Below are 25,812 nucleotides of genomic sequence, written 5' to 3'. Positions count from 1 at the left end.
CGACAGCGCCCGGAGGCTACTTCTCGACCTCGGTGGCGAGATTCTGGAGCAGTTCGTCGTAGATGCGGCCAAGCCCCTTGGGCGCGAAGGTCCTCTCGAAGAAACCGCCGATGCCGCCGGCGCCGTCCCACACGGTCGAGACGACGGCGCGGGACTTGCCCTCCCCGGCCGGGGTGACGGTCCAGGTGGTGACCATCGAGGAGTTGCGGTCCTTCTCGATCAGCTGGCCGTCGGTCGGCTCGGTGACGTCCAGCAGGCAGTCACGGACGCGCTTGCTGGTGGCCTGGAGCTTCCAGTGCACGACGGTGCCTTCCCCGTCGCCGCCCTCGCGCACCTCGTACTCGCTGAAGTGACCGGTCAGCACCTTGCCCCGGACCTCCTTGTAGTCGGCCAACGCATCGAACACCGCCTCCGCGTCCGCCGCGATGATCCGCTCTGTCGTTGCCTCGACCTGCGCCATGCCTGTTCCTCCACCACTCGACTGTTGGGGTGTGCTGAGCCAACCACCTCGGGCACGCCCCTCAAAATCGGTCGCGCACGATCAAGGGAACAAGTGTTCTATTCTCTGGTCAGTGCTACCAAGGAGGCGTCCATGCGCTGGGACAATTTGGCTGAAAACACCACAACGGCCGGGAACAGCGCGCTCTTCGCCGCGGACGCGGTGACCACGCGCACGTTCGACACACCCGAATTCCGAGGCATCACCTTCCACGAGGTGCGGGCCCGGTCCATCGTGAACCGGGTGCCGGGTGCGAGCCGGATGCCGTTCGAATGGACCGTGAATCCGTACCGGGGCTGCTCCCATGCCTGTGTGTACTGCTTCGCCCGCAAGACCCACAGCTATCTGGACCTCGACACGGGGCTCGGCTTCGACTCCCAGATCGTCGTCAAGATCAACGCCGCCGAACTGCTGAGCCGCCATCTCGCCTCGCACCGCTGGCACGGGGCGCACATCGCGATGGGGACGAATGTCGACTGCTACCAGCGGGCCGAGGGCCGCTACCGGTTGATGCCCGGCATCATCACGGCCCTGCGCGACCACGCGAACCCGTTCTCGATCCTGACCAAGGGCACACTGATCCTTCGTGACCTGGAGCTGCTTAAGCAGTCGGCCGAGGTCACCGAGGTCGGCGTCTCCGTCTCGGTCGGCTTCATCGATGCCGAGCTCTGGCGCACGGTCGAGCCGGGGACCCCGTCCCCCGAACGCCGCCTCGACGTCATCCGCACCCTCACCGACAACGGGATCGGCTGCGGCGTCCTCATGGCGCCGGTCATCCCGTTCCTCGGCGACAGCCCGGAGCAGCTGCGCGCCACGGTCCGCGCGATCGCCGCCTCCGGCGCGACCTCGGTGACCCCGCTCGTCCTGCATCTGCGGCCCGGCGCCCGGGAGTGGTTCATGCAGTGGCTCGGCCGGCACCACCCGCATCTCGTACGGCGGTACGAGCGGATGTACGCGGACGGGGCGTACGCGCCCACCTGGTACCAGCGGCAGATCACCCGCCGGGTCCACGAACTGGCGGCCGAGTTCGGCATCGGGCCCGCGCACCGGGGCGAGGCCCGCCGGATCACCGCGCCGGAGGCAGCGGTGCCGGTTCCGGACGGCACCGGAAGCGGACCCGGAACCGGCCCCACTCAGCTGACCCTGCTCTGACGTCGCGCCTCCCGCGTCACCCCGGCCACGCGTGTCCCACTGTCCAAATGGGTCAACTCTCGGCAGAACGTGTCCTGCCGGGCCCGAATACGGGGAGCATGCGGCGGGGGCAGCGGCACCCTCGGCCGCGCTCCCTCCACCTCGGGAGGCCGTATGACGAAACGTGCAGGAATTCTAATTGCCGTCGGCGCGACGGTGGCGGGTCTGGTGACCGCCGTGCCGTCCGCCGCGACCACCGACGCGGGCACGAGTGCGCGGGGCGCCGCGCACCTCAAGCCGGGCGTCGCGCAGCTCACATGGACCGACTGCGCGACCAAGTCGTCTCCGACGATGCAATGCGCGACGGTCCGTTCCCCGCTCGACCACGACCGCCCGTCGGGCCGTCAGGTCACCCTGGCGCTGACCCGGATTCCACACACGGCCACGACCTCGCAGGGTCCGCTCCTGGTCAACCCGGGCGGCCCCGGCGGCAGCGGACTCTCGATGGCCGGATTCGTGGCGTCCGCACTGCCCGCGAAGCTCGCCGCGCAGTACGACGTGATCGGCTTCGACCCGCGCGGGGTCGGGAAGAGCAGTCCGGCGCTGAACTGCCTTCCCGGGCACTTCGATCCGGTGCGCCCCGACTCCGTACCGCGTTCGTACCAGGACGAGCAGGCCAACAGGGAGCGGGCCGCGGACTTCGCCGAGGCATGCGGCGAGAAGCACGGGGACCTGCTGCCGCACATGGACACGGTCAGTGCCGCCAAGGACCTGGACGTGATCCGGGGCGCCCTGGGGGCACGGCAGATCAACTACTTCGGCTACTCCTACGGCACCTACCTGGGCGCCGTGTACGCGAAGCTGTTCCCCGAGCGGGTCCGGCGTCTGGTGCTCGACTCCGTCGTCGACCCCGAGGGGGTCTGGTACGACGACAACCTCACCCAGGACTACGCCTTCGACGCCCGCCACAAGGCGTTCGCGGCCTGGGTCGCGCGGCACGACGCCACGTACGGCCTGGGTCAGGACCCGGCGGAGGTCGAAGCCGCCTGGTACGGGATGCGCGAGTCCGTCAGGGAGCAGCCCGCGGGCGGCAAGGTCGGGGCGAGCGAGCTCGAGGACACCTTCATGCCCGGCGGTTACTACAACGGCTACTGGCCGTATCTCGCCGAGGCGTTCGCCGAGTACGTCCACGACAACAACGAGGACGCGCTCGTCTCGGCGTACGAGAACTTCGGCGCCGCCGGCGCGGACGGCGGCAACAGCTACTCGGTCTACACGGCCGTGCAGTGCCGGGACGCCGGATGGCCGCGGGACTGGAACACCTGGCGCAACGACACTTCGACGGTGCACGCCAAGGCCCCGTTCATGACCTGGAACAACACCTGGTACAACGCGCCGTGCGCCTCCTGGCCCGTGGAACCGCTGAACCCGGTGCGCGTCACCAACCACCAGCTCCCGCCGGTCCTGCTGTTCCAGGCCACCGACGACGCGGCCACCCCGTACGAGGGCGGTGTCACCATGCACCGCAAGCTGAAGGGCTCCAGCCTGGTCGTCGAACAGGGCGGCGGGAACCACGGCATCACGCTGAGCGGGAGCACCTGCCTGGACGCGTATCTGGTGGACTACCTCGCCAACGGCACCGTCCCGCGCGGCAGGGGCGGCCGGGTGGACGCGGTCTGCGAGGCGCTCGCCGAGCCGCAGCCGCTGCCCACCGAGAAGGCGCTGCGGAGCTCGGACGGCGTCGGCGGCGGTTCCGACGGCAGGGCGCTGCACGGGATGCTCGGCTTCCGCGGCTGACCACCAGTGCCCGTGGCCGGCCGGCGGCTCACCGACCGGCCGGCAGCCGGCTGAGGGCTTCGGCCGCCGCTCCGCCGAGGCGGGGGTGCGGCAGCGCCGCTTCGAGGACCGGGCGGGCCGCTCCGTCGCCCAGTCGGCCAAGCCCCTCCACGCAGGCGAGGGCCACCCGCCAGTGCGGCTCGTCCGGGTTCAGCAGGCGCTCCAGGGTGCTGACCAGGGCGGGCACCGATTCGGGGGCCCGCAGGTCCGTCAGCAGCCGTACGGGGTGCACCGCGTACGCCGTGCGCAGGGCGTTGGTGGCCAGTGCGGCGGCGGCCCGGGGCGTGCGCGGGTCGCCCAGTCGCACCAGGGCGTGGGCGGCGGAGACGCAGCGTTCCGGATCGCGGTGGTTGAGGAGGAGGACCAGCGCCTCGAAAGCCCGGCGGTCGCCCGAGCAGCCGAGCCGGAACGCGGCGATCTCACGGGCCCACAGAGGGCGCCCCTGCTCCACGAGGACCTCGGCCAGCTCCTCGTCGTCGTCGGTGGCCACGAGCCGGTCGTACGCCGCCGACTCCCCCGCCTCGTCGCGCACCCGGTCCGTCAGCGACCGGAACTCATCGTCCATGACGCTCAGCGTATCGGCGGACACGGACCGTGCGGACCGGGCCGCGGGCCGGGCGGCCGGAAAGTGTGGTCCAGTGCACAGAGACTCAGGGCTGGCGCGCTCGTTACTCGCCGGTTAACCTCATGTGAGCGGGGCACAACCCCGCAGGCTCCGATGGCCTGGTGACGCAGCCATCCGGAGTGCTTGTCGGTTCGGCAGCTTTGTGAGACGCGACTCGGGACGGAGTCCGTCACCTTTCCCGGTTCCGGGCACGCCTGTGGCGCCCCGGCCCGTGCACCACGACATGCAGCTCGCGCACGCCCCGCGCCCGGTTCACCTTTCCTCGCGCGCTCCGTGCTTCCTCTTCAGTCGTCACTCACCCTGGAGTCCCGTGATGGACACCCCGCTCAGCACCATTGCCGTCGTCGGTCTCGGCACCATGGGCACCGGCATCGCCGAGGTCCTGGCCCGTGCGGGCCGCGAGGTCATCGGTATCGACATCAGTGACGAGGCCGCCCGCCGGGCCGTCGCCTCCCTGGAAGCCTCCACCGCCCGCGCCGTGCTGCGCGAGCGGATCACCGAGGAGGAGCGGACGGACGTCCTCGCCCGGTTCCGTACCTTCTCCGACCTCCGGGCCGCGGCTGCGGCGGAGCTGGTCATCGAGGTCGTTCCCGAGTCGTACGAGATCAAGCAGCAGGTCTTCCGTGACCTCGACGCGGTCGTCTCCCCCACCGCGATCCTGGCGACGGGCACCAACGCGCTGTCCGTGACGCGGCTGGCCGCCGAGTCCCAGCACCCCGAGCGGGTGCTGGGCCTGCACTTCTTCAACCCGGCTCCCGCGATGAAGCTGGTCGAGGTGGTCTCCTCGGTGCTCACCGCGCCGCCGGCCGTCGAGACCGTCACCCGGCTGGCCAGGGAGCTGGGCAAGGAGCCGGTCGCGGTCGGTGACCGGCCGGGATTCGTCGCGGACGGCCTGCTGTTCGGCTATCTCAACCAGGCCGCCGCGATGTACGAGGCGAACTACGCCTCCCGTGAGGACATCGACGCCGCGATGAAGCTGGGCTGCGGGCTGCCGATGGGCCCCCTGGCCCTGCTCGACCTGATCGGCGTCGACACGGCCCGTACGGTCCTGGAAGCCATGTACTCCGCGTCGCAGGACCGGCTGCACGCCCCGGCCCCGGTCCTCAAGCAGCTCAGCGAGGCGGGCCTGACCGGCCGCAAGACGGGCCGCGGCTTCTACACGTACGACGCTCCGGGCGGCCAGACGGTGGTCCCGGACGCGCTGACTCCGCAGGAGAGCACGGGGGCGGTCGCCGGGCGCCAGGTGCGCTCCGTGGGTGTCGCGGGCTCCGGGACGATGGCCTCGGGCATCGCCGAGGTCTTCGCGAAGGCCGGTTACGACGTGGTGCTGGCCGCGCGCGGACAGGAGAAGGCGGACACGGCCAAGGGCCGGATCGCCAAGTCGCTCGAGCGCTCGGTCACCAAGGGCCGGCTGACGGCCGAGGCGCGGGACGAGACCCTCGCGCGGATCACCGCCGCCGGGTCGCTGGACGCCTTCGCCGACGTCGATCTCGCGGTCGAGGCGGTCGCCGAGGACCTGGCGGTCAAGCAGCAGCTCTTCGCCACGCTGGACAAGGTCTGCCGGCCCGGTGCGGTGCTGGCCACCACGACCTCGTCGCTGCCCGTCATCGCGATCGCACGGGCCACCACGCGGCCCGAGGACGTCATAGGGATGCACTTCTTCAACCCGGCACCCGCGATGAAGCTGGTCGAGGTGGTCCGCACAGTGCTGACCGCCGACGACGTCCACGCCACCGTCCGCGAGGTCTGCGTGAAGGTGCGCAAGCACCCGGTGGACTGCGGGGACCGGGCGGGCTTCATCGTGAACGCGCTGCTGTTCCCGTACCTCAACAACGCGATCAAGATGGTCGAGGAGCACTACGCGACGCTCGACGACATCGACGCCGCGATGAAGCTGGGCGGCGGCTACCCGATGGGTCCGTTCGAGCTCCTGGACGTCGTCGGGCTCGATGTCTCGCTGGCCATCGAGAAGGTCCTGCACAGCGAGTTCCGCGACCCGGGTCTCGCCCCGGCGCCCCTGCTGGAGCATCTGGTGGCCGCGGGCTGCCTCGGCCGCAAGACGGGCCGCGGCTTCCGCGAATATGCCCGTCGCTGAGAGGGTCCGGCAACGCAGCGCGGGTGAAGGAGCGGGGCTGGGGTGCGTGCGTCGCAAGGCGGAGGATTGAGGCATGGCGAATGGGGCCTCCCCTGCTCGAGCGGAGCCGAGAGCTCGGGGAACATGGTGATTGACGACAACGCCGCGAGGCGCGCACCCCAGCCCCGCGACGCCGCGAAGCCCGCTGCCGGACCCTCTGAGCAGGGAGCCGGGTGGGGCGGGCTGCTGGGCCGTTCCGGCGGCCCGCCCCCACGGGCGCGTCACCCCGCACCGATGCAGTACGTTCACACCATGTCCCAGCCCGCCAAGTCCACCCGTACCTCAGCCGCGCCCGATGCCCCGGAGACCGCCGCGGGCACCCGTGCCGCCGCCCAACGGCTCAAGATGCGCCGTGAACTGGCGGCCGCGGCGATGGAACTCTTCGCCACGAAGGGGTACGAGGCGACGACGGTCGACGAGATCGCGGGCGCCGCGGGCGTCGCCCGGCGGACGTTCTTCCGGCACTTCCGCTCCAAGGAAGAGGCGATCTTCCCTGACCACGACGACACCCTCGTACGGGCCGAGGCCGTCCTCAACGCGGCGCCGGCGCACGAGCACCCGCTCGACACGGTCTGCCGCGGCATCAAGGAAGTCATGAAGATGTACGCAGCCAAGCCCGCGGTCTCCGTGGCGCGCTACAAACTGACCCGTGAGGTTCCCACCCTCCGGGAGGCGGAGATCGCCTCGGTGGCCCGCTACGAGCGGCTGTTCACCCGCTATCTGCTGGGCCATTTCGACGAGCGCGACCACCACGTGGGCAATGACGACCCGCTGCTGGCCGAGGTCGCCGCATCGGCCGTGGTGACCGCGCACAACCATGTGCTGCGCCGCTGGCTGCGGGCCGGCGGGCAGGGCGATGTGGAGGCGCAGCTGGACCACGCCTTCGCGATCGTCCGGGACACCTTCGGGTCCGGGATCGGCGCCGGCCGCACCGCGTCGGCCGAAGCGTCCAAGGCCCCGGCCGCCGCCTCGGTGGCCACGGAGGGCGAGGTGCTGGTCGCGGTGGCGCGGACGGACGCACCGCTCGACGAAGTGATGCGCACGATCCAGCAGGCTCTGAAGGACCGCTGAGCACCACCGGGAAACCCGATTGCCCCGGTCTGCCGGGGCTGCTCAGCTGGCCGGATGGAATCTGAACGGAATTCCCTCCTCGCCCTGTTCGACCACGAGATGCGGGAACACGCACGCCCTGACGGCCCCGGTGTCCGGGTCGAGCGCGCCGGTGACGTCGTACGCCAGGTCGGCGCGGCCGACGACTGGAACGGGGTCGTGTGGTCCGCCCCCGACCTGGACCCCGCGCGGGCCGACGCGGCGATCGCGGCCCAGATCGCGTACTTCACCGCACTCGGTCACGACGAGTTCGAGTGGAAGGCGTACACCCACGACCGGCCCGCCGACCTGCCGGAGCGGCTGCGGGCGGCCGGATTCGTACCGGAACCGCCCGAGACCCTGCTGGTCGCCCCGGTCGCGAGCCTGCCGACCGCCGTTGAACTGCCCGAGGGCATCGAGCTGCGGACCGTGACCGACGCGGCCGGTGTGGAGCTGATGGGCCGGGCCCACGAGCAGGCGTTCGGCACGGACTGGTCGCGGCTCGGCCACCAGGTGCTGGCCCGGCTGGAGGAGTCCTCCGACGACGCCCCCAGCTTCGTGGGGGTCCTGGCGATGGCGGGCGAGGAGCCGGTCAGCTCGGCCCGGATGGAGTTCTGTCCGGGCACGGGCTTCGCCGGGCTCTGGGGCGGCGGGACGGTGGCGCCCTGGCGCGGCAAGGGCATCTACCGGGCGCTGGTCGCCTTCCGCGCCCGTATCGCGGCGGAGCGCGGCTACCGCCATCTCCAGGTCGACGCCACCGACCAGTCCGCCCCGATCCTGCGCCGGCTGGGTTTCTCGGAGCTGAGTACGACGACGCCGTACGTGTACCGCCCCGCGCGCTAACCGCTCGCCGGCAGGACAGACCATCCCGTAACGCCCATGGTGTTGCTCATGCGTGCCATGCGGATGACAAGTGAGAGAAATTGTTGGCACTCGGTGCCTTGCCAGGTGTCACGGAGTGCCATACGTTGATGTTGTCCGGGCGGCCGGCGTGCTGAGACCTCACGTACGCCGGCTGTCCCCGCAAACCACGTGTCTGCGCGCCCGGACGCCTGCGTCACAGGCAAACCCTTCTGCTCCACAGAGCAAGCCGAAGCACCACCCGCCGAACCGACGGCACACCTCCACACCGCACCGCTCCCCCTGCCCACAGGGACCCCTCAAGCGTTCCCTCGACGCCAGCTCTGCCGGAGGCATCACCGTGAAGGAAATCCTGGACGCGATCCAGTCGCAGGACAGCACCGCCGCAGACTTCGCGGCCCTGTCCATCCCCGAGTCGTACCGCGCGGTGACCGTGCACAAGGACGAGGCCGAGATGTTCGCCGGCGTCGCCAGCCGCGACAAGGACCCCCGCAAGTCCCTCCACGTCGAGAACGTGCCGGTGCCCGAGCTCGGCCCGGGCGAGGCCCTGGTGGCGGTCATGGCCAGCTCGGTCAACTACAACTCCGTGTGGACGTCGATCTTCGAGCCCGTCTCGACCTTCGGCTTCCTGGAGCGGTATGGCAAGCTCAGCGACCTCAGCAAGCGCCACGACCTGCCGTACCACGTCATCGGCTCCGACCTGGCGGGCGTCGTGCTCCGCACCGGCCCGGGCGTGAACGCCTGGCATCCGGGCGACGAGGTCGTCGCGCACTGCCTCTCCGTCGAGCTGGAGTCCTCCGACGGCCACAACGACACGATGCTCGACCCCGAGCAGCGCATCTGGGGCTTCGAGACCAACTTCGGCGGGCTGGCGGAGATCGCGCTCGTCAAGTCCAACCAGCTGATGCCGAAGCCGCAGCACCTCAGCTGGGAGGAGGCCGCGGCTCCGGGCCTGGTCAACTCCACCGCGTACCGCCAGCTGGTGTCGAAGAACGGCGCCGCGATGAAGCAGGGCGACAACGTGCTGATCTGGGGCGCGAGCGGCGGACTCGGCTCGTACGCCACCCAGTTCGCGCTGGCCGGCGGCGCCAACCCGATCTGTGTCGTCTCCAGCGACCAGAAGGCGGAGATCTGCCGGAAGATGGGCGCGACCGCGATCATCGACCGTAGTGCCGAGGGCTACAAGTTCTGGAAGGACGAGCACAACCAGGACCCGCGCGAGTGGAAGCGGTTCGGCAAGCGCATCCGTGAGCTGACCGGTGGCGAGGACGTGGACATCGTCTTCGAGCACCCGGGCCGCGAGACCTTCGGCGCCAGTGTGTACGTGACCCGCAAGGGCGGCACGATCGTCACCTGTGCCTCGACCTCGGGCTACAACCACGAGTACGACAACCGCTACCTGTGGATGTCGCTCAAGAAGATCGTGGGCTCGCACTTCGCCAACTACCGCGAGGCGTGGGAGGCCAACCGCCTGGTCGCCAAGGGGAAGATCCACCCGACGCTGTCGAAGGTCTACTCCCTGGAGGACACCGGCCAGGCCGCGTACGACGTCCACCGCAACCTCCACCAGGGCAAGGTCGGCGTCCTGGCACTGGCGCCCCGTGAGGGCCTGGGCGTCCGTAACCAGGAGATGCGCGAGCAGCACATCGACGCCATCAACCGCTTCCGGAATGTCTGACATGAGCGGCCGTCGCAAGGACCGCCCGTGGCTCATGCGGACGTACGCCGGTCACTCGACGGCCGAGGCGTCCAACGAGCTCTACCGGCGCAACCTCGCCAAGGGCCAGACGGGTCTGTCGGTCGCCTTCGACCTGCCGACGCAGACGGGGTACGACCCCGACCACATCCTCGCCCGCGGCGAGGTGGGCCGGGTCGGCGTGCCCGTCTCGCATCTCGGTGACATGCGGCGGCTGTTCCAGGACATCCCGCTGGAGCAGATGAACACCTCGATGACGATCAACGCCACCGCCATGTGGCTGCTGGCGCTCTATCAGGTGGTCGCCGAGGAGCAGGGCGCCGATGCCGGCAAGCTCCAGGGCACGACGCAGAACGACATCGTCAAGGAGTACCTCTCGCGCGGAACGCATGTGTTCCCGCCGGTTCCTTCGCTGCGGCTGACGACCGACATGATCACGTACACGGTCAACCACATCCCGAAGTGGAACCCGATCAACATCTGCAGCTACCACCTGCAGGAGGCGGGAGCCACTCCGGTCCAGGAGATCGCGTACGCCATGTCGACGGCCATCGCGGTCCTCGACGCGGTCCGCGAATCCGGGCAGGTGCCCGAGGAGAAATTCGGCGACGTGGTCGCCCGGATCTCCTTCTTCGTGAACGCGGGCGTCCGCTTCATCGAGGAGATGTGCAAGATGCGCGCCTTCGGCCGCATCTGGGACCAGGTCACCCGCGAACGATACGGCATCGAGAACCCCAAGCAGCGGCGCTTCCGTTACGGCGTGCAGGTCAACTCCCTGGGCCTCACCGAGGCGCAGCCGGAGAACAACGTCCAGCGCATCGTGCTGGAGATGCTGGCCGTCACCCTGTCCAAGGACGCCCGCGCCCGCGCCGTCCAGCTGCCTGCCTGGAACGAGGCACTGGGGCTCCCCCGGCCCTGGGACCAGCAGTGGTCGCTCCGTATCCAGCAGGTCCTCGCGCACGAGAGCGACCTGCTGGAGTACGAGGACATCTTCGCCGGGTCGCACGTCATCGAGGCCAAGGTGGAGTCGCTGGTCACCGAGTCCCTCGCCGAGATCGACCGCATCCAGCAGATGGGCGGCGCCATGGCCGCCGTCGAGTCCGGGTATCTCAAGTCCGAGCTGGTGTCCTCGCACGCCGCACGGCGGGCCCGGATCGAGGGCGGCGAGGAGAAGATCGTCGGCGTCAACATCTACGAGACGACGGAGCCCAACCCGCTCACGGCCGACCTGGACGCCGCGATCATGACGGTCGATCCGGAGAACGAGGCCGGGGTCGTCGCCGCACTCCACGAGTGGCGCGACAACCGCGACGAGGCACGGGCCACCGAGGCGCTCGCCGCGCTGAAGAAGGCCGCCGCGGGCACCGAGAACATGATGGAAGCGACCGTGGAGTGCGCACGCGCGGGCGTCACCACCGGCGAGTGGTCCTGGGCGCTGCGCGATGTCTTCGGCGAGTTCCGCGCCCCGACCGGTGTCTCATCGGCCCCGGTGGCGGTGACGGCGGAGGCGGGTACCCCGCTGGCCCTCGTCCGCGAGAAGGTCACCCGCACCGCCGAGGACCTGGGCGCCGGCCGGCTGCGTCTGCTGGTCGGCAAGCCCGGTCTGGACGGGCACTCCAACGGCGCCGAACAGATCGCCGTACGGGCCCGTGACGCCGGTTTCGAGGTGGTCTACCAGGGCATCAGGCTGACGCCCGAACAGATCGTCTCGGCGGCCGTCGCCGAGGACGTGCACTGCGTCGGCCTGTCGATCCTGTCCGGCTCGCACGCCGAGCTGGTGCCCGATGTGCTGCACCGGCTGCGCGAGGCCGGTGCGACGGACATGCCGGTGATCGCGGGCGGCATCATCCCGCCCGCCGACGCCGCCGCCCTGATCGGAGCCGGCGTCGCCGCCGTCTTCACCCCGAAGGACTTCGGTATCACGGAGATCATCGGCCGTATCGTCGACGAGATCCGGAAAGCGAACAAGCTCGACCCTCTGGAGGTCTCCGCATGACCACGCCCGTGAACCGTCTGCGTCCGCGCCGCTCCTGTCTGGCCGTGCCGGGCTCGAACCCGCGATTCCTGGAGAAGGCCCAGGGCCTCCCGGCCGACCAGGTCTTCCTGGACCTGGAGGACGCCGTCGCGCCGCTCGCCAAGGAAGGCGCCCGCCAGCACATCGTCGACGCGCTGAACAACGGCGACTGGACGGGCAAGACCCGGGTCGTGCGGGTCAACGACTGGACCACGCACTGGACGTACCGCGATGTCATCGCCGTCGTCGAGGGCGCGGGCCCCAACCTCGACTGCATCATGCTGCCCAAGGTCCAGGACGCCCAGCAGGTCGTCGCACTGGACCTGCTGCTGACGCAGATCGAGAAGACGATGGGCTTCGAGGTCGGGAAGATCGGCATCGAGGCGCAGATCGAGAACGCCAAGGGCCTGGTGAACATCGACGACATCGCCGCCGCCTCGCCGCGTCTGGAGACCCTGATCTTCGGCCCGGCCGACTTCATGGCCTCGATCAACATGAAGACCCTGGTCGTCGGTCAGCAGCCGCCCGGCTACGGCGCCGACGCGTACCACTACATCCTGATGCGCATTCTGATGGCGGCCCGTACGCACGACCTCCAGGCGATCGACGGTCCCTTCCTCCAGATCCGTGACGTGGACGCGTACCGCGAGGTCGCGGGCCGTGCGGCGGCGCTGGGCTTCGACGGCAAGTGGGTGCTGCACCCCGGTCAGGTCGACGCGGCCAACGAGGTGTTCTCACCCGCGCAGGAGGACTACGACCACGCCGAGCTGATCCTCGACGCCTACGACTGGTGCACCTCCGAGGAGGGCGGCAAGAAGGGCTCGGCGATGCTCGGCGACGAGATGATCGACGAGGCCAGCCGCAAGATGGCACTCGTCATCGCGGGCAAGGGCCGCGCGGCCGGTATGCAGCGCACCTCCAAGTTCGAAGCCCCGGAGGCCTGATCATGCAATTCGGACGCACATACGAGGAATTCGAAGTCGGTGCGATCTACAAGCACTGGCCCGGAAAGACGGTCACCGAGTACGACGACCACCTCTTCTGCCTGCTGACCATGAATCACCACCCGCTCCACATGGACAGCAATTACGCCGAGAAGACGACCGACTTCGGTAAGAACGTCGTCGTCGGCAACTACATCTACTCGCTGCTGCTCGGCATGTCGGTCCCGGACGTGTCCGGCAAGGCGATCGCGAACCTGGAGGTCGAGTCGCTCAAGCACATCGCGCCGACCTTCCACGGGGACACGATCTACGGCGAGACGACGGTCCTCGACAAGACGCCGTCGAAGTCCAAGAGCGACCGCGGGATCGTGTACGTCGAGACCAAGGGCTACAAGCAGGACGGCACCGTCGTCTGCGTGTTCCGCCGCAAGGTGATGGTCCCCACCGAGACGTACATCAAGGAGCGCGGCGGAGAGCAGCCCGGCCGCCCCGTCCCCTCCAACTAACCGCGTGAAGCCACAGGAGAAGCAGTCATGACGCGACTCGCCCAGACCGCCGGTCTGACCGACATCCAGCAGGAAATCCTCTCCACGGTGCGAGATTTCGTCGACAAGGAGATCATTCCGGTCGCGACCCAGCTGGAGCACCGCGACGAGTACCCGACCGAGATCGTCGAGGGACTCAAGGAACTCGGCCTTTTCGGGCTGATGATCCCCGAGGAGTACGGGGGTCTGGGTGAGTCGCTTCTCACTTACGCGCTCTGTGTGGAGGAAATCGCCCGCGGCTGGATGAGCGTGTCGGGAATCATCAACACGCATTTCATCGTGGCGTACATGCTCAAGCAGCACGGAACGCAGGAGCAGAAGGACACCTTCCTGCCGCGCATGGCGCTGGGCGAGGTGCGGGGCGCGTTCTCGATGTCCGAGCCGGCGCTCGGCTCGGACGTCTCCGCGATCACCTCCAAGGGTGTGCGGGACGGCGACGAGTACGTGCTCAACGGCCAGAAGATGTGGCTGACGAACGGCGGCACGGCCAACCTGGTCGCGGTCCTGTGCCGCAGTGACGAAGGCCACCCCGAGGGCACGGCCCCGCACAAGTCGATGACGACCTTCCTGGTGGAGAAGGAGCCGGGCTTCGGCGAAGTCCGCCCGGGCCTGACCATCCCCGGGAAGATCGACAAGATGGGTTACAAGGGCGTCGACACGACGGAACTCATCATGGACGGACTACGCATTCCGGCCAATCGTGTACTCGGCGGCACCACCGGCCGAGGGTTTTACCAAATGATGGACGGCGTAGAGGTCGGCCGGGTCAATGTGGCCGCACGTGGCTGCGGTGTAGCGCAGCGTGCTTTTGAGCTGGGTGTTTCGTACGCCCAGCAGCGTCACACCTTCGGAAAGCCGATCGCCCAGCACCAGGCCATCCAGTTCAAGCTGGCCGAAATGGCCACCAAGGTCGAAGCTGCTCATGCGATGATGGTGAATGCAGCACGCAAAAAGGACTCCGGGGAACGAAACGACCTGGAGGCAGGGATGGCGAAGTACCTCGCCTCCGAGTACTGCAAGGAAGTCGTCGAAGACGCCTTCCGTATCCACGGCGGTTACGGCTTCTCCAAGGAGTACGAGATCGAGCGCCTCTACCGGGAGGCCCCGATGCTGCTGATCGGTGAAGGTACCGCCGAGATCCAGAAAATGATCATTGGGCGCCGACTCCTCGAGGAGTACCGGTTCCAGGGCTAATGTTCCCTTCGAGGCGATTTTGCCGCGAAGAACATCACACCCTGTGATCCTCGGCCGGTGCCCGCAGGCGGTTCGACTCGGCTGCTGGCTTGCCCAGTTGTGGCCCGCAACCGATAGCATCGCCGGAAAAGCCGCCGTCCCCCGTTGCCTGCGCGGCATCATCCGCTACGAAGGTCATTCATGCCCGACAGCCATACCTCTGCACCCCGCGGCGGGGTCCGCCTCGCACGCGGAGCTTCGCCGTGGCTCCTCCCGACCCTCGCCACTGCGGCACTCAGCCTCTCCCGGGCGCGCAAGTCCGGGCGCTGGGCCGCAGTGGCCGTGCCCACCACCGCGCTCGCGGCGGGCATGCTCTGGTTCTTCCGCGACCCCGAGCGCGAGATCACCGAGGGCCGGGTCATCTCGCCGGCCGACGGCGTGGTGCAGAGCATCATGCCGTGGAAGGACGGGCGCACCCGCGTCGCGATCTTCATGAGCCCGCTGAATGTGCACGTCAACCGTGCACCCCTGGCCGGCACGGTGACCTCGGTCGAACACATCCCCGGTGGGTTCGTTCCGGCGTTCAACAAGGAGAGCGAGAACAACGAGCGCGTTGTCTGGCACTTCGACACCGAGCTCGGCGACATCGAGATGGTGCAGATCGCGGGAGCGGTCGCCCGACGCATCGTCCCGTACCTCCCGCAGGGTACGAAGGTGGAGCAGGGCGAACGCATCGGTCTGATCCGCTTCGGCTCACGCGTGGACATCTACCTTCCGGAAGGTATCGATGTCGCGGTCGAGGTCGGCCAGGCCACCACCGCGGGGGTGACTCGCATTGACCGTGATTGATCCTGATACGCAGGCCGGCTGGGTGCCGGAGGCGGCCGACGAGGACGACACCGAGGACATGCCGCTGTCGATGAGGCTGTCGATAGCGGACACCCTCACGCTCGGTAACGCCACGTGCGGATTCATGGCGGTGTACTTCACCACCACAGGGATCCTCATCCCGCACCTCACCGGCAGCAACGAGAGCGGCATGGCGCGGAACTCCGCCGCCACCGCCGTGATCCTGATGCTGCTGGCGGCGATCTTCGATCTCTGCGACGGCCTCGTCGCGCGCAAGCTGCGCTCCTCGCCGATGGGCGCGGAGCTGGACAACCTCTCCGACCTGATCAGTTTCGGACTCGCTCCGGCGTACTTCGTGCTGGTGTACGGCATGGTCGCGGACGATGCCCAGCAGCGGGTATCGGCGCTGGCGGCGATCGTGGTCCTGCTGGCGGTGGTCCTGCGGCTTGCGAGATTCTCCTGCGTGACCATGAAGGACGGCATGTTCCAGGGCATGCCGAGCCCCTTCGGCGCGCTCACGGTCGTCTCGATCGTGCTCCTGGAGCTGCCCTTCGTGCCGACGCTGCTCGCGATCGTCGGAGTGGCGTGGCTGATGGTCAGCCGGGTCGAGTACCCGAAGCCGCGGGGCGTTCTCGCGGTGGCGATGCTCGGCTGGATCGTGGCCGCGATGGGGCTCCTCGCCGCCTGGGCGTTCGACGCCCCGGGCGGTCAGCTGCTCCTCCAGACGGGCTGCGCGCTGCAGGTCGTGATGGGTGCGGTGATCCCGCTGTTCGCGACGGCACGGCGGGTGAACACCTTCCGCGACAACCGGCGCGAGGCGCGTGCGGCTCAGCTGCCGTAGTACCTGACGCACCACGCACCACGTACGACGTACACGAGGGCCCGGATACTCCCCAGTATCCGGGCCCTCGTGCGTGTGGCACGGCGTTGCCGCAGCACCGTACGGCCTGTACGGGCCTGCGGGAGCCGGCAGGGGGCTGGGAACGCGTGAACGGGCCCGGCCAGGTCGGCCGGGCCCGTTCAGGGCTTCAGAGCGTCAGTGCGCCGTGTCAGGGCTTCGGGTCAGGGCTTCGGGTCAGGGCTTCATCGTGAAGCCCTCGGCCGCGGGGGCCACCGATGCCGGGCGGACCACCTTCAGGCCGCCGGGGGCCGTGGCGTCCGGCTTCATGATGGTGCTCTGGCGGGTGGAGGGCGCCGCCGGGTCCGAGAAGTTGTGCGTGATCCCGAATCCGTTGTCGTACGCGGTGAGGGTGAGCAGCGCCTTGTCGACGCCCTCGCGGGTGAGGTCCTTGGCCTCGCACGCCTTCTTCAGTGCCTCGCCGTAGACGGACGCCGCCGTGTATCCGGCGACGACGCCGTTGTCGAGGCCGTCCTTCGGGTACTGGGCCGCGTACTCCTTGGCCAGCTTCGCCGGGCCGGCGCCCGGGTCGCCGATCGGCAGCGTGGAGGAGGCGATGTAGTAGTCCTTGAGCAGGGCCGGGCCCGCCTGGGTCTTGAGGAGCTGCGGGGCGTACGCCGAGTTGTTGCCGACGACCGGGACGTCGAAGCCGGTGGCTGCCGCGACTCCGACCAGGGAGGCCGCCTGACGCGGGCCCGCGCTGATGACGATGGCCTTGACGCCCGCCTGCTTGAGCGCGGAGACCTGGGCGGTCATGTCGTTGTCCGTCGGCTTGATCTTCTGCTGGACGACGGTGAGACCTGCCTCCTTCGCCGCGTACTCCGAGCCGGCCAGCGCGTTCTCGCCGTAGTCGCCCTCGAAGTACACATGGCCGATCTTGTCGCCCTTGGCGATGCGCTTCTCCGTGAGCAGGTAGTCGATCAGGTTGATCGTCTCGATGTCGTACGTGGCACCGAGGACCCGGACGTACTTGGAGCCGAGCAGACTCGCCGACCAGGCCTGCGGCAGGACGAGGCCCTTGTCCTGCGTGTCGATGCGCTGCTCGACGGCCGCGACGAACGGGGAGCCGATGAACTGGGTGAAGCCGAGGACGTCCGGTTCGAGCTCGGTGTAGGCCGCGATGGCCTTCTGCGGGTCGTAGCCGTGGTCGCGGACCGTCAGCTCGACCTTCCGGTCGCAGATGCCGCCCGCGGCGTTGGTCTGCTTCACCCACAGCTGCTGGGCCTGGGTGACGCTCTTGCCCAGCGAGGCGTACACGCCGGTCATATCGGTCAGGGCGCCGAGGGTGATCTTCGAGGAGGTGACTCCCTCGCCGGTCTTCACTCCGCTCTTGTCCTGCTTGTCGCCGCCGTTGTCGGCGGCCTTTCCGCTGCATCCCACGAGCGTGAGCGTGAGGGCCGCGCATACGGCCGGGATCACTCGCAGTTTCATTTCTTCTCCCCTGGTTTCTTCAGACGCGTAAGGCCGCCGGGCAGGAACAGGACCACCGCGACCACCGCGGCGCCGTACAGATAGCGCGATGCCTCACCCGGTGCGAGACCGCCCGTGCCCGGGGCGGAGACCAGGGGAAGGGAGTCGCTGTAGTGGGTGAGCACCTGCGGCAGCAGCGAGACGAAGGCGGCGCCGACGACGGCTCCCGCGACGCTGCCGAGCCCGCCGATGACGATCATGGCGAGGTACTCGAGGGACAGGATCATGCCGAAGTACTCCGGCACGGTCCGCTGGAAGACCAGGGCGAGCAGGACGCCCGCGAGGCCCGCGTACATCGAGGACAGGACGAAGACGCCGGCCCGGTAGCGTGCCACCGGGACGCCCATCACGCCGGCGGCGATCCGGTGGTCACGGATGGCGTTGAGCGCCCGGCCCGGCCTGCCGCGCAGCACCCCGCGGGCGAAGAGCCCGCTGAGGAGGAGGGCGAGGAGCGCCACGTACCAGAGCTTCTCGGAGGACTGGAAGGGGACGGCCGCGACGACGACCTCGGTGTCGTCGAAGGTGAACCCGAAGACCGAGAGCGGCGGGACGGCGCGGCCGTTGAAGCCGCCGGTGAGCGAGCCCGCGTTGAACAGCACGTGCTGGCCGATGAAGATCAGGGCGAGCGTGGCGATGCCGAGGTAGGCGCCGCGCAGCCGGCCCGCGATCGGGCTGAAGACCCCGCCCGCCGCGCCCGCCAGGAGCACGGCGAGGATCGCCGCGAGCCAGGTGGGCAGTCCGAGGCCGGTGAGCGAGTGCCCGTTCTCGGTGCTGCTCTCCCCCGCCAGGATGCAGTAGCTGTACGCGCCCACGGCGAGGAAGAAGGCGTGGCCCATGGAGAGCTGGCCGGTGGCGCCGGTGAGGAGGTTGAGGCCGATGGCCCCGATCGCGGCGGCCATCGCGAACAGTCCCGCCTGGAGCCAGAAGCGTTCCAGGTAGAACGGGAACGCGAGGAGCAGGACCGAGCCGACGAGCCAGAGGTACGTACGGGGCCGGCGCAGCCGTTGGAGGGCTCCGGCCGCCGGTGCGGGCGCCGTGTCCGGCCGGGTCCCGGGGGCTGCCGTGGCGGTTTCGGTTTCGACGGTGTCAGACACGGGCGAGCTCCTTCGTGCCGAAGAGTCCCGCGGGCCGGACGAGCAGGACGATCACCATCACCAGGTAGGGCGCGAGGTCCCCGATGCCGCGTCCGAGGAAGGACAGGTCGCTCTGGTAGCCGGTGGCCAGTGATTCGGTGACGCCGACGATGAGTCCTCCGGCGAGCGCGCCCGTCGTCGAGTCGAGGCCGCCGAGGATCGCGGCGGGGAACGCCTTGAGCGCGGCGAGCGAGGTGGCCCGTTCGAGTCCCGGGGTCGGGAACACCGTGAGGAACAGCGCGGCGACGGCGGCGAGGGCTCCGGCGACCGCCCAGGCGGCGAGCGAGACCCTGCCGAGCTTGATGCCCATGAGCGCCGCGGTCTGCGGGTTCTCGGCGGCGGCCCGCATCGACACACCCCAGGAGGTGAACCGGAACGCGAGCAGGAACACCGTGATGAGGAGTCCCGCGACGAGGAACGCGGCGATACGGGTGTGGGCGAGGGTGACTCCGCCGATGGTGAGGACCTGGTCGCCCCACGGGTCGCCGAGCGCCAGAACGTCGGTGCCCATGCGCCGGGTGAGTTCGGTGGTGAGGAGGATGTCGACGCCGATGGTGACGATGGCCAGGACGCTGTGGTCGCTGCCCCGGTAGCGGCGCATCACGAAGAACTCGACTCCGGCGCCGACGACCGCGGCGCCCGCGATGCCGACGCCGAGTGCGGGCCAGAAGCCGATGTCGTCGTGGAGCACGGCGGTGACGTATCCGCCGGCCAGCAGCAGGGAGGCGTGGGCGAAGTTGACGACCTCGGTGGCCTTGAAGATGACGACGAAGCCGAGTGCGATCAGTGCGTAGACCGAGCCGATGGAGAGGCCGCCGAGGAGGAGTTCGATGAAGGTGGTCATTCCTGTGCCCCCAAGTAGGCCCGGACGACGGCCGGGTCGTTCTGGACCTCGGCGGGTGTGCCGCCCGCGATCCTGCGTCCGAAGTCGAGTACGGTCACCGCGTCCGCGAGCCGCATCACCACCCCCATGTCGTGCTCGACCAGCACGATGGAGATGCCGAGGCTGTCCCGTACACCGGCGACCACGGCCGCCACACGGCGCCGTTCGTCGGCGGTCATCCCGGCGACGGGTTCGTCCAGGAGCAGGACCTGCGGTTCCATGCACAGGGCGCGGCCGAGCTCGACGAGCTTCTGCTTCCCGTACGGGAGAGCGCCCGCGGGGTGGTCCAACTCCTTTTCCAGGCCGATGAATTCGGCGATCTCACGGACCCGTTCGAGATGGCGCCGTGCCTCGCGTGCCGCGGAGGGCAGCCACAGGCCGGTGGCCAGGAACCCGGAGCGGGTGAGGCGGTGCCGGCCGAGCAGCATGCTCTCGGCGACGGTGGCGTGCGGGGGCAGTGCCAGGTTCTGGAACGTACGGGCCACCCCGAGTGCGGCGATCCGGTGCGGGGCGAGGCCGGTCAGTTCGGTGTCGCCGAGGTGCACCGTGCCGGAGGTCGCCCGGTAGACGCCGGAGAGCACGTTGAAGCAGGTCGACTTGCCTGCCCCGTTGGGGCCGATGACGGCGTGGACACTGCCCGGCTCGACGGTGAACGAGATGGCGTCGAGGGCGGTGAGCCCGGCGAACCGTACGGTCACGTCCCGGACGGCGAGTGCGGCCGGTGTCGTCGTGGCCGCGGCGGTGGCGGGTGCGGTCTTCACGCGGACCACCTGCTCAGTGTGCGGGGGGCCCGGCCTGCCCGGTCCGCGTCCTCGGCGGCCGTCTCGTCGACGACGCCCAGGTAGCGGCGGCGTACCTCGTCGGACGCGGCGAGTTCATCGGCCGGTCCTTCGAGTGCGACCTCGCCGACGTCCAGGACGTACGCCGTGGAGGCGAGCCGCAGGGCGATGGACGCGTTCTGCTCGACGAGCATCACCGAGGTGCCGGAGGCGTTGATCTCCTGCACGGTCTCGGCGATCTTCTGCGCCATCAGCGGGGCGAGGCCGAGTGACGGCTCGTCGAGCAGCAGCAGCCGGGGACCGGCCATCAGCGCCCGTCCCATGGCCAGCATCTGCTGCTCGCCGCCGGACAGCAGCCCGGCCCGCTGGTGCGCACGCTGGGCGAGGACCGGGAACAGTTCGTGTACGCGCGTCAGTGCGGCGGTCACGGACTTGCGCCCGCCACGGGCCCCGAGTGCGCCCGCCCGCAGATTGTCGGCCACCGTCATGCGGGCGAACACCTGCCGCCCCTCCGGCACCTGGACCACTCCCGCGGCCACCACCTGGGCGGGCCGCAGCCCGTCCAGGGGCTGGCCGTCGAAGCGGATGGTGCCCGTGCCCGTCCCGCGGTGGAAGCCGAGGGTCCGCGATACGGCCCGCAGCAGCGTGGTCTTGCCGGCGCCGTTGCCACCGAGTACGGCAGTGATCGCGCCGGCCGGCACGTCGACGGAGACGTCGCGCAGGGCCCTTACCGGGCCGTAGCCCACGGACAGTGCGCGGATCTCGAGCGTTGCCATGCGTCCTCCTCCTTCCGCCTAGTCGTTGTCGTGTGTGGTGCGTTGCGCTGTCGTGCGTTGCGCTGTGGTGCGTTGTGGTGCCACAGACCAGCACCGGGCGGGCCGCGCGTCCACGGCGTGCGGCCGAGACGATGCGGGTGACCAGCGAGTGAAGGGTGCCGTTGTGCACGCGCACAGACGGGCGCGATGCGCTGGTGCCCCCGCCCGCGCCGGTGGCATCCTCACCAGCCATGAGCGGCCGCAGAGCCCGACGTGTCCGCGGAACGGGGAGCAGACCATGCAGCGGCGCAGTGACGAGCGGGTCCGGGCGCTGCTCGACGCGCTGCTGGAGGGCCGGGTATCGCCGGGCCTCGTGGAGCGGGCGGCCGCGGGACTGGGACTGCCGGAGCGCGGGCGGTACGCGGTGGTGGTGCTGCGCGTCGAACGCCCCGAGCCGGTACGCGGGGTGGTGGACGTGGACGGCATGCGGTTCATGTGGCGGACGCGGGCGGACCGCGAGATCGCCGTCGTCGGCCTCGGTGACCGGGGGCTGGCCGAACTGACCGCGGTGCTGGTGGGCCGGTGCGCCGGGCCGGGCGGGATCAGTCCGGTGGTGGAGGGTCTGGCGGAGCTGGACCGGGCCCGGCGGCTGGCCGAGGCGGTGCTGCTGACCTGCGCGGCGGGCTCGACGAGGATCGTGCGCCTGGAGGAGCGGCTGACGACGGCGCTGCTGGTGAGTCAGCCGGAGCTTTCGGCGAGGCTGGTCACGGATGTCTTCGGGCCACTGCTGACCCTGGAACCGGCGGAGCGGGCGCTGCTCGTGGAGACGCTGGACGCGTGGCTGGAGTGCGGGGGGTCGGCGGGGCGGGCGGCGGGGCGGCTGTTCTGCCACCGGAACACGGTGTTCAACCGCTTGCGGCGGTTGGAGACGCTGACGTCACGGTCGTTGTCGCGGCCGCGCGAGCTGATCGAGATGACGTTGGCGCTGGACGCGTTTCGTCTGACGGCGGTGCGGTGACGGGGGCCGGGTCGGGGCCACCACGGGGGCTCCGCCCCGGACCCCGGTCCTCAATCGCCGGACGGGCTTGATTTTCCGGCCCCCGGGCCTCAAGAAATAGACCGGGGCGGTCACCCGCAGGGACCGGGGCACTTTTAGCCCCTCCGGCGATTGAGGAGCGGGGGGTGTGGGGGCGGGGCCCCCGCCTTCGGGCAGGGGCCCCGCTACCGCCACCGCGTCCCGTCAGGCCAGGAAGTCCCGGGCGATCGACTCCGCCACCCGTTCCAGCAACGGCCCCGCCTGCGCCATGCACACCGCCGGGTCCGGTTCCAGGTCCGTCAAGGCGTACGCGCGGCGGATGCCCGCCCGGCCCAGGGCCTCCGGGGGGAGCGCCAGACGGCCGCACACGGCGACCACCTCCACGCCCGCCGCGCGGGCGGCCGCGGCGACGCCCGCCGGGGCCTTGCCGTGCAGGGTCTGCTCGTCGAGCGAGCCCTCGCCTGTGATCACCAGCGTCGCCCGCGCCAGCGCAGGCGCGAAGCCGAGGACGTCGAGCATGACCTCGATACCGGGGCGGAAACGGGCCCCGAGCGCCACCAGTGCGCCGTAACCGATGCCACCGGCCGCCCCCGCGCCGGGCAGCGCCGCATGGTCGGGGCCGAGGACCGACGCGTAGTGCGTGAGGGCCGCGTCGAGGACCCCGATGTCGTCCTCGGTCGCGCCCTTCTGGCGCCCGTACACCTCGGGCGCACCCGTCGGCCCGGTCAGCGGGTTGTCCACATCGCTGGCCAGGATCAGGTCGACGTCCGCGAGACGCGGGTCGAGCCCGGAGAGATCCGCCTCGGCCAGCTCCGCCAGGGCGCCGCCGCCGGGACCGACGGGCTTGCCGTCCGCGTCCAGGAATCGCGCCCCGAGCGCGGCGAGCATGCCCGCGCCGCCGTCCGTGGTCGCGCTGCCGCCGACCCCGAACACAATGGTCCGGGCGCCCGCGTCGAGCGCGGCCCGCAGCAGCTCGCCGGAGCCGTACGTCGTTGCCGTGAGCGGGGCGAAAACCCCCGCCGGCAGATGCTGGAGGCCCGAAGCCTCCGCCATCTCCACCACCGCGGTGGACTCGCGCAGCGCGTACGCCGCGGTGACCGTCTCCCCGAGGGGCCCGGTCACCCGCGCCTCTCGGCGCGCGAATCCGGCGACCACAGCCGCCGCCACCGTGCCGTCGCCACCGTCCGCGACGGGCAGGGTCTCGACCCGCACATCGGGGACGGCGCGCCTCAGCCCGGCCGTCACCCGCTCAGCGACCTGTACGGCCGTGAGCGAGCCTTTGAACTTGTCCGCCGCGACGAGCACGCGGGCGGTCTCGATCACTGCTCCGTCCGTCACCTTGCATCCCTTGCTTTCGAACAGGCAGTCGCGCCGCCCCGACCTTATCCGGACCACCCCTGATCTGCCCGGGCGGGCCCGACGGTGCGCCAGAAGCTGAACCGGATCGACGGCTATTTCGCATTTCTGGAGCAGCGATACGCACACGAGATCTTCCGGCAGTTCGAGGCGTCGGTCGAGTCGCCGATCGATCCGTTCAACCGCCACCGGCACCGTGGTGACTTTGGCCTTCGGATCCCGCCCTCGGTGCGGGCCACACGGGAGTTCTTCACCGCGTGGCGGGCTGCGCTTCCGGGAGCCCGCAAAGAGGCAGTGGCCTGCCGGGACTACGTGATGGCGAAGCTGATCTACATCTCCGGGGTGCGGGCTTCTGAGCTGTGCGCTATGCGCGTGCGCGATCTGCACTGGGAGGCGGGGCAGTTCGGCCGGTTCCCTCCTTGCGGTACGCCCTCGGCGACCGGCCGACGATGTCACGGAACGTGCAACTGAAGGTCCCCGGGCTGCCGAAGCCGACGGCGAAGCAGATGTCCGTAACACTGCGGTCGGTCTCCCGCAGCAGGAACATGGCTCGCTCGACCCGTCGGCGCTGCAGGTAGCGGTGCGGCGTCTCGCTGAACGTGGCCCGGAAGGTACGCGTGAAGTGCGCCTGGGACACATGGGCGATCCGGGCCAGGACCGGGACGTCCAGCGGCTGCGCGTAGGCGCGGTCCATGGCATCCCGCGCCCGGAGCATGCGGCGATTGCTCTCTTCTGCAGCGCGACTCACGGCGCCATCGCACCACGGCTCTCCGCTGCCTGCGACAGAACCGGTGACAGGTCCCGGTCTGCCCTTCCCCGGGCGGGCACGCTTCCGCGATACGCCCTGCATTTGACTTGACGCCCTAAATGCCCAAATATGTACGTATACGTTGTAAATATATGGCGTCGACATGAGCGCGCCCCCGCAGATGTCACACGGTCGACGGGCAAGGCCCTCTGGCAGAACCGACCCCTCGGCCCAGGCAGCGGCGCATTGTCCGGCCACTCACAACTCATCCGGACACCCATCGAATCGATCCCCGGAGACACGGCACCATGAACAACGCCCCTCAGCTGAACGATCACCCCGCCCTCACCGATCAGCCCACCGGCGGCGACCCTGCGGAACACCCGGCCCGCCGGTCCACAGACCGCTCCACCCACCCCCTGCGCCGAGCGGAGGACCGCCCCCCTCCCCGCGCCACCGTGAGCCTCGTCGTACCTGCCCGAAATGAGGCGCCCAACATCCCGTGGGTCTTCGAACAGATCCCGGACTGCGTCGACGAGGTCATCCTGGTCGACGGCGACTCCAGGGACGCCACGGTGCACATGGCGCAGCACTGCCTGCCCACCGTCCGCCACGTCGAGCAGAGCGGCCCGGGCAAGGGCAACGCCCTGCGTACCGGCTTCCTGGCCGCGACCTGCGACTACATCGTGATGATCGACGCGGACGGCAGCATGGTGCCCGGGGAGATCCCGCACTTCCTGCACTTCCTGGACAACGGCTACGACTTCGTGAAGGGCTCACGATTCATGGCCGGCGGCGGCTCACTCGACATCACACGCATCAGGAAGCTGGGCAATCAGGTCCTGCTGGACGCCGTGAACCACCTGTACCACGCCTCACTGACCGACCTTTGCTACGGGTACTGCGCCTTCCGCCGCAGCTTCCTGGATGATCTCGACCTGCACTCCTCCGGATTCGAGATCGAGACCGAGATGGTCGCGCACGCACTGCGCTCCGGTCTGCGCATCGCAGAGGTGCCCAGCCTCGAACTGCCCCGCCGCAGCGGCCGTTCGAATCTGCACGCCATATCCGATGGTCGGCGGGTGCTGCGTACGCTGCTCTCCGAGCGGCCCGGCGCACAATCGGCACCTGCCCGACGGAGCACGGCGTGACCCCCGCCGACCTCCTGCCGTGGTCTCGTAATTGGGTGCGCCCTGCGCTGCGGCTGCTGCGCACCAGTCCTGACGGACTATCCGATGCAGCCCCTGCGGGTGTCCGCGGAACGCCGGTGGGGCCGATGAGTCGCCTCCGCGGAGCCGTTAAAGGCGCTCCGCCGGAGTCGCCGGTGAACGGCCGGCATACTCGCACAGTTCCCGGAA

23 protein-coding genes and 1 pseudogene are annotated in these 25,812 nt (G+C 69.8%); 15 read left to right on the top strand and 9 right to left on the bottom strand.

All coding sequences use genetic code 11. The features are described 5' to 3' along the window. Positions 1-16: 16 nt before the first annotated feature. Positions 17-460, bottom strand: coding sequence for an SRPBCC family protein (locus ACFT7S_RS16635; RefSeq protein ID WP_382732196.1), 444 nt, complete (start codon positions 458-460; stop codon positions 17-19). Positions 461-592: 132 nt separating this feature from the next. On the opposite strand from ACFT7S_RS16635, the gene ACFT7S_RS16630 reads away from it, so the two are divergent. Both ACFT7S_RS16630 and ACFT7S_RS16625 read left to right on the top strand, forming a co-directional pair. Beyond that, positions 593-1,651, top strand: coding sequence for an Rv2578c family radical SAM protein (locus tag ACFT7S_RS16630; protein ID WP_382732194.1), 1,059 nt, complete (start codon positions 593-595; stop codon positions 1,649-1,651). Between the two features lie 153 nt (positions 1,652-1,804). Further along, complete coding sequence (locus ACFT7S_RS16625) at positions 1,805-3,427, top strand: alpha/beta hydrolase (protein WP_382732192.1); 1,623 nt, start codon at positions 1,805-1,807, stop codon at positions 3,425-3,427. Positions 3,428-3,455: 28 nt separating this feature from the next. Here the strand turns inward: ACFT7S_RS16625 and ACFT7S_RS16620 are convergent, their stop codons facing one another. After that, positions 3,456-4,055 (bottom strand): adenylosuccinate lyase, encoded by a 600-nt coding sequence (locus ACFT7S_RS16620; protein ID WP_382732191.1) that lies wholly within the window; start codon positions 4,053-4,055, stop codon positions 3,456-3,458. A 349-nt stretch (positions 4,056-4,404) separates the two neighbouring features. Between ACFT7S_RS16620 and ACFT7S_RS16615 the strand changes: the two genes are divergently transcribed. From ACFT7S_RS16615 to pssA, 10 genes are all read left to right on the top strand, one after another. After that, positions 4,405-6,186, top strand: a complete 1,782-nt coding sequence (locus ACFT7S_RS16615; RefSeq protein WP_382732189.1) for a 3-hydroxyacyl-CoA dehydrogenase family protein — start codon at positions 4,405-4,407, stop codon at positions 6,184-6,186. Between the two features lie 291 nt (positions 6,187-6,477). Next, entirely contained in the window at positions 6,478-7,296 is an 819-nt protein-coding gene (locus tag ACFT7S_RS16610; protein WP_382732187.1) for a TetR family transcriptional regulator, read from the top strand. Positions 7,297-7,350: 54 nt separating this feature from the next. Then, positions 7,351-8,157, top strand: coding sequence for a GNAT family N-acetyltransferase (locus tag ACFT7S_RS16605; protein ID WP_382732185.1), 807 nt, complete (start codon positions 7,351-7,353; stop codon positions 8,155-8,157). Positions 8,158-8,515: 358 nt separating this feature from the next. Beyond that, the gene (ccrA, locus tag ACFT7S_RS16600) at positions 8,516-9,853 is read left to right on the top strand and encodes a crotonyl-CoA carboxylase/reductase (RefSeq protein WP_382732183.1); all 1,338 of its coding nucleotides are present in this window, start codon (positions 8,516-8,518) and stop codon (positions 9,851-9,853) included. A 1-nt stretch (position 9,854) separates the two neighbouring features. Next, entirely contained in the window at positions 9,855-11,867 is a 2,013-nt protein-coding gene (locus ACFT7S_RS16595; RefSeq protein WP_382732181.1) for a protein meaA, read from the top strand. Next, positions 11,864-12,829 carry a CoA ester lyase gene (locus tag ACFT7S_RS16590; RefSeq protein ID WP_185297420.1) on the top strand — a complete coding sequence of 322 codons (966 nt, stop codon included), beginning with the start codon at positions 11,864-11,866 and terminating at the stop codon, positions 12,827-12,829. The genes ACFT7S_RS16595 and ACFT7S_RS16590 overlap by 4 nt, the downstream gene beginning before the upstream one ends. Positions 12,830-12,831: 2 nt before the next feature. Then, entirely contained in the window at positions 12,832-13,335 is a 504-nt protein-coding gene (locus ACFT7S_RS16585) for a MaoC family dehydratase (RefSeq protein ID WP_382732179.1), read from the top strand. 27 nt (positions 13,336-13,362) lie between these two features. Next, positions 13,363-14,568, top strand: a complete 1,206-nt coding sequence (locus ACFT7S_RS16580; protein ID WP_382732178.1) for an acyl-CoA dehydrogenase family protein — start codon at positions 13,363-13,365, stop codon at positions 14,566-14,568. 180 nt (positions 14,569-14,748) lie between these two features. Then, positions 14,749-15,396: a phosphatidylserine decarboxylase gene (locus ACFT7S_RS16575; protein WP_328906770.1), complete on the top strand. Its 648-nt coding sequence runs from the start codon at positions 14,749-14,751 to the stop codon at positions 15,394-15,396. Then, the gene (gene pssA / locus ACFT7S_RS16570) at positions 15,383-16,237 is read left to right on the top strand and encodes a CDP-diacylglycerol--serine O-phosphatidyltransferase (protein WP_382732176.1); all 855 of its coding nucleotides are present in this window, start codon (positions 15,383-15,385) and stop codon (positions 16,235-16,237) included. The genes ACFT7S_RS16575 and pssA overlap by 14 nt, the downstream gene beginning before the upstream one ends. A gap of 234 nt (positions 16,238-16,471) precedes the next feature. Here pssA and ACFT7S_RS16565 read toward each other — a convergent pair whose 3' ends face one another. Genes ACFT7S_RS16565 through ACFT7S_RS16545 form a run of 5 tightly spaced genes read right to left on the bottom strand, consistent with a single transcriptional unit; the run spans position 16,472 to position 21,335 of the window. Next, on the bottom strand, positions 16,472-17,725 hold the full coding sequence (locus ACFT7S_RS16565; RefSeq protein WP_382732174.1) for an ABC transporter substrate-binding protein: 1,254 nt from the start codon (positions 17,723-17,725) through the stop codon (positions 16,472-16,474). Further along, positions 17,722-18,858 (bottom strand): branched-chain amino acid ABC transporter permease, encoded by a 1,137-nt coding sequence (locus tag ACFT7S_RS16560; protein ID WP_382732172.1) that lies wholly within the window; start codon positions 18,856-18,858, stop codon positions 17,722-17,724. Before ACFT7S_RS16560 ends, ACFT7S_RS16565 begins: the two co-directional genes overlap by 4 nt. Next, a complete protein-coding gene (locus ACFT7S_RS16555) occupies positions 18,851-19,741 on the bottom strand; it encodes a branched-chain amino acid ABC transporter permease (protein ID WP_382732170.1) in 891 nt (296 codons plus the stop codon). The genes ACFT7S_RS16560 and ACFT7S_RS16555 overlap by 8 nt, the downstream gene beginning before the upstream one ends. Then, positions 19,738-20,550, bottom strand: a complete 813-nt coding sequence (locus ACFT7S_RS16550) for an ABC transporter ATP-binding protein (protein WP_382732168.1) — start codon at positions 20,548-20,550, stop codon at positions 19,738-19,740. Before ACFT7S_RS16550 ends, ACFT7S_RS16555 begins: the two co-directional genes overlap by 4 nt. Beyond that, complete coding sequence (locus ACFT7S_RS16545) at positions 20,538-21,335, bottom strand: ABC transporter ATP-binding protein (RefSeq protein ID WP_382732166.1); 798 nt, start codon at positions 21,333-21,335, stop codon at positions 20,538-20,540. Before ACFT7S_RS16545 ends, ACFT7S_RS16550 begins: the two co-directional genes overlap by 13 nt. Positions 21,336-21,612: 277 nt before the next feature. Here ACFT7S_RS16545 and ACFT7S_RS16540 point away from each other — a divergent pair, with 277 nt between their 5' ends. Further along, entirely contained in the window at positions 21,613-22,332 is a 720-nt protein-coding gene (locus ACFT7S_RS16540) for a PucR family transcriptional regulator (protein WP_382732164.1), read from the top strand. Positions 22,333-22,554: 222 nt separating this feature from the next. On the opposite strand, the gene ACFT7S_RS16535 is transcribed toward ACFT7S_RS16540, so the two are convergent. Further along, positions 22,555-23,670, bottom strand: coding sequence for a glycerate kinase (locus tag ACFT7S_RS16535; RefSeq protein ID WP_382732293.1), 1,116 nt, complete (start codon positions 23,668-23,670; stop codon positions 22,555-22,557). Between the two features lie 87 nt (positions 23,671-23,757). Here ACFT7S_RS16535 and ACFT7S_RS16530 point away from each other — a divergent pair. After that, positions 23,758-24,132 (top strand): annotated as a pseudogene (locus ACFT7S_RS16530) (site-specific integrase); the annotation flags it as partial. Here the strand turns inward: ACFT7S_RS16530 and ACFT7S_RS16525 are convergent. Continuing rightward, a complete protein-coding gene (locus ACFT7S_RS16525; protein ID WP_382732162.1) occupies positions 24,071-24,454 on the bottom strand; it encodes a helix-turn-helix domain-containing protein in 384 nt (127 codons plus the stop codon). The pseudogene ACFT7S_RS16530 and the gene ACFT7S_RS16525 overlap by 62 nt on opposite strands. A 308-nt stretch (positions 24,455-24,762) precedes the next feature. Between ACFT7S_RS16525 and ACFT7S_RS16520 the strand changes: the two genes are divergently transcribed. Beyond that, entirely contained in the window at positions 24,763-25,605 is an 843-nt protein-coding gene (locus tag ACFT7S_RS16520; protein WP_382732160.1) for a glycosyltransferase family 2 protein, read from the top strand. The last annotated feature ends 207 nt before the right edge of the window (positions 25,606-25,812 follow it).

This window comes from Streptomyces sp. NPDC057136, from assembly GCF_042670885.1.
In the GTDB taxonomy this organism is placed as follows: domain Bacteria; phylum Actinomycetota; class Actinomycetes; order Streptomycetales; family Streptomycetaceae; genus Streptomyces.
The sequence above is the reverse complement of the archived record's forward strand: the minus strand, read 5'-3'. Positions and strand labels throughout refer to the sequence as shown.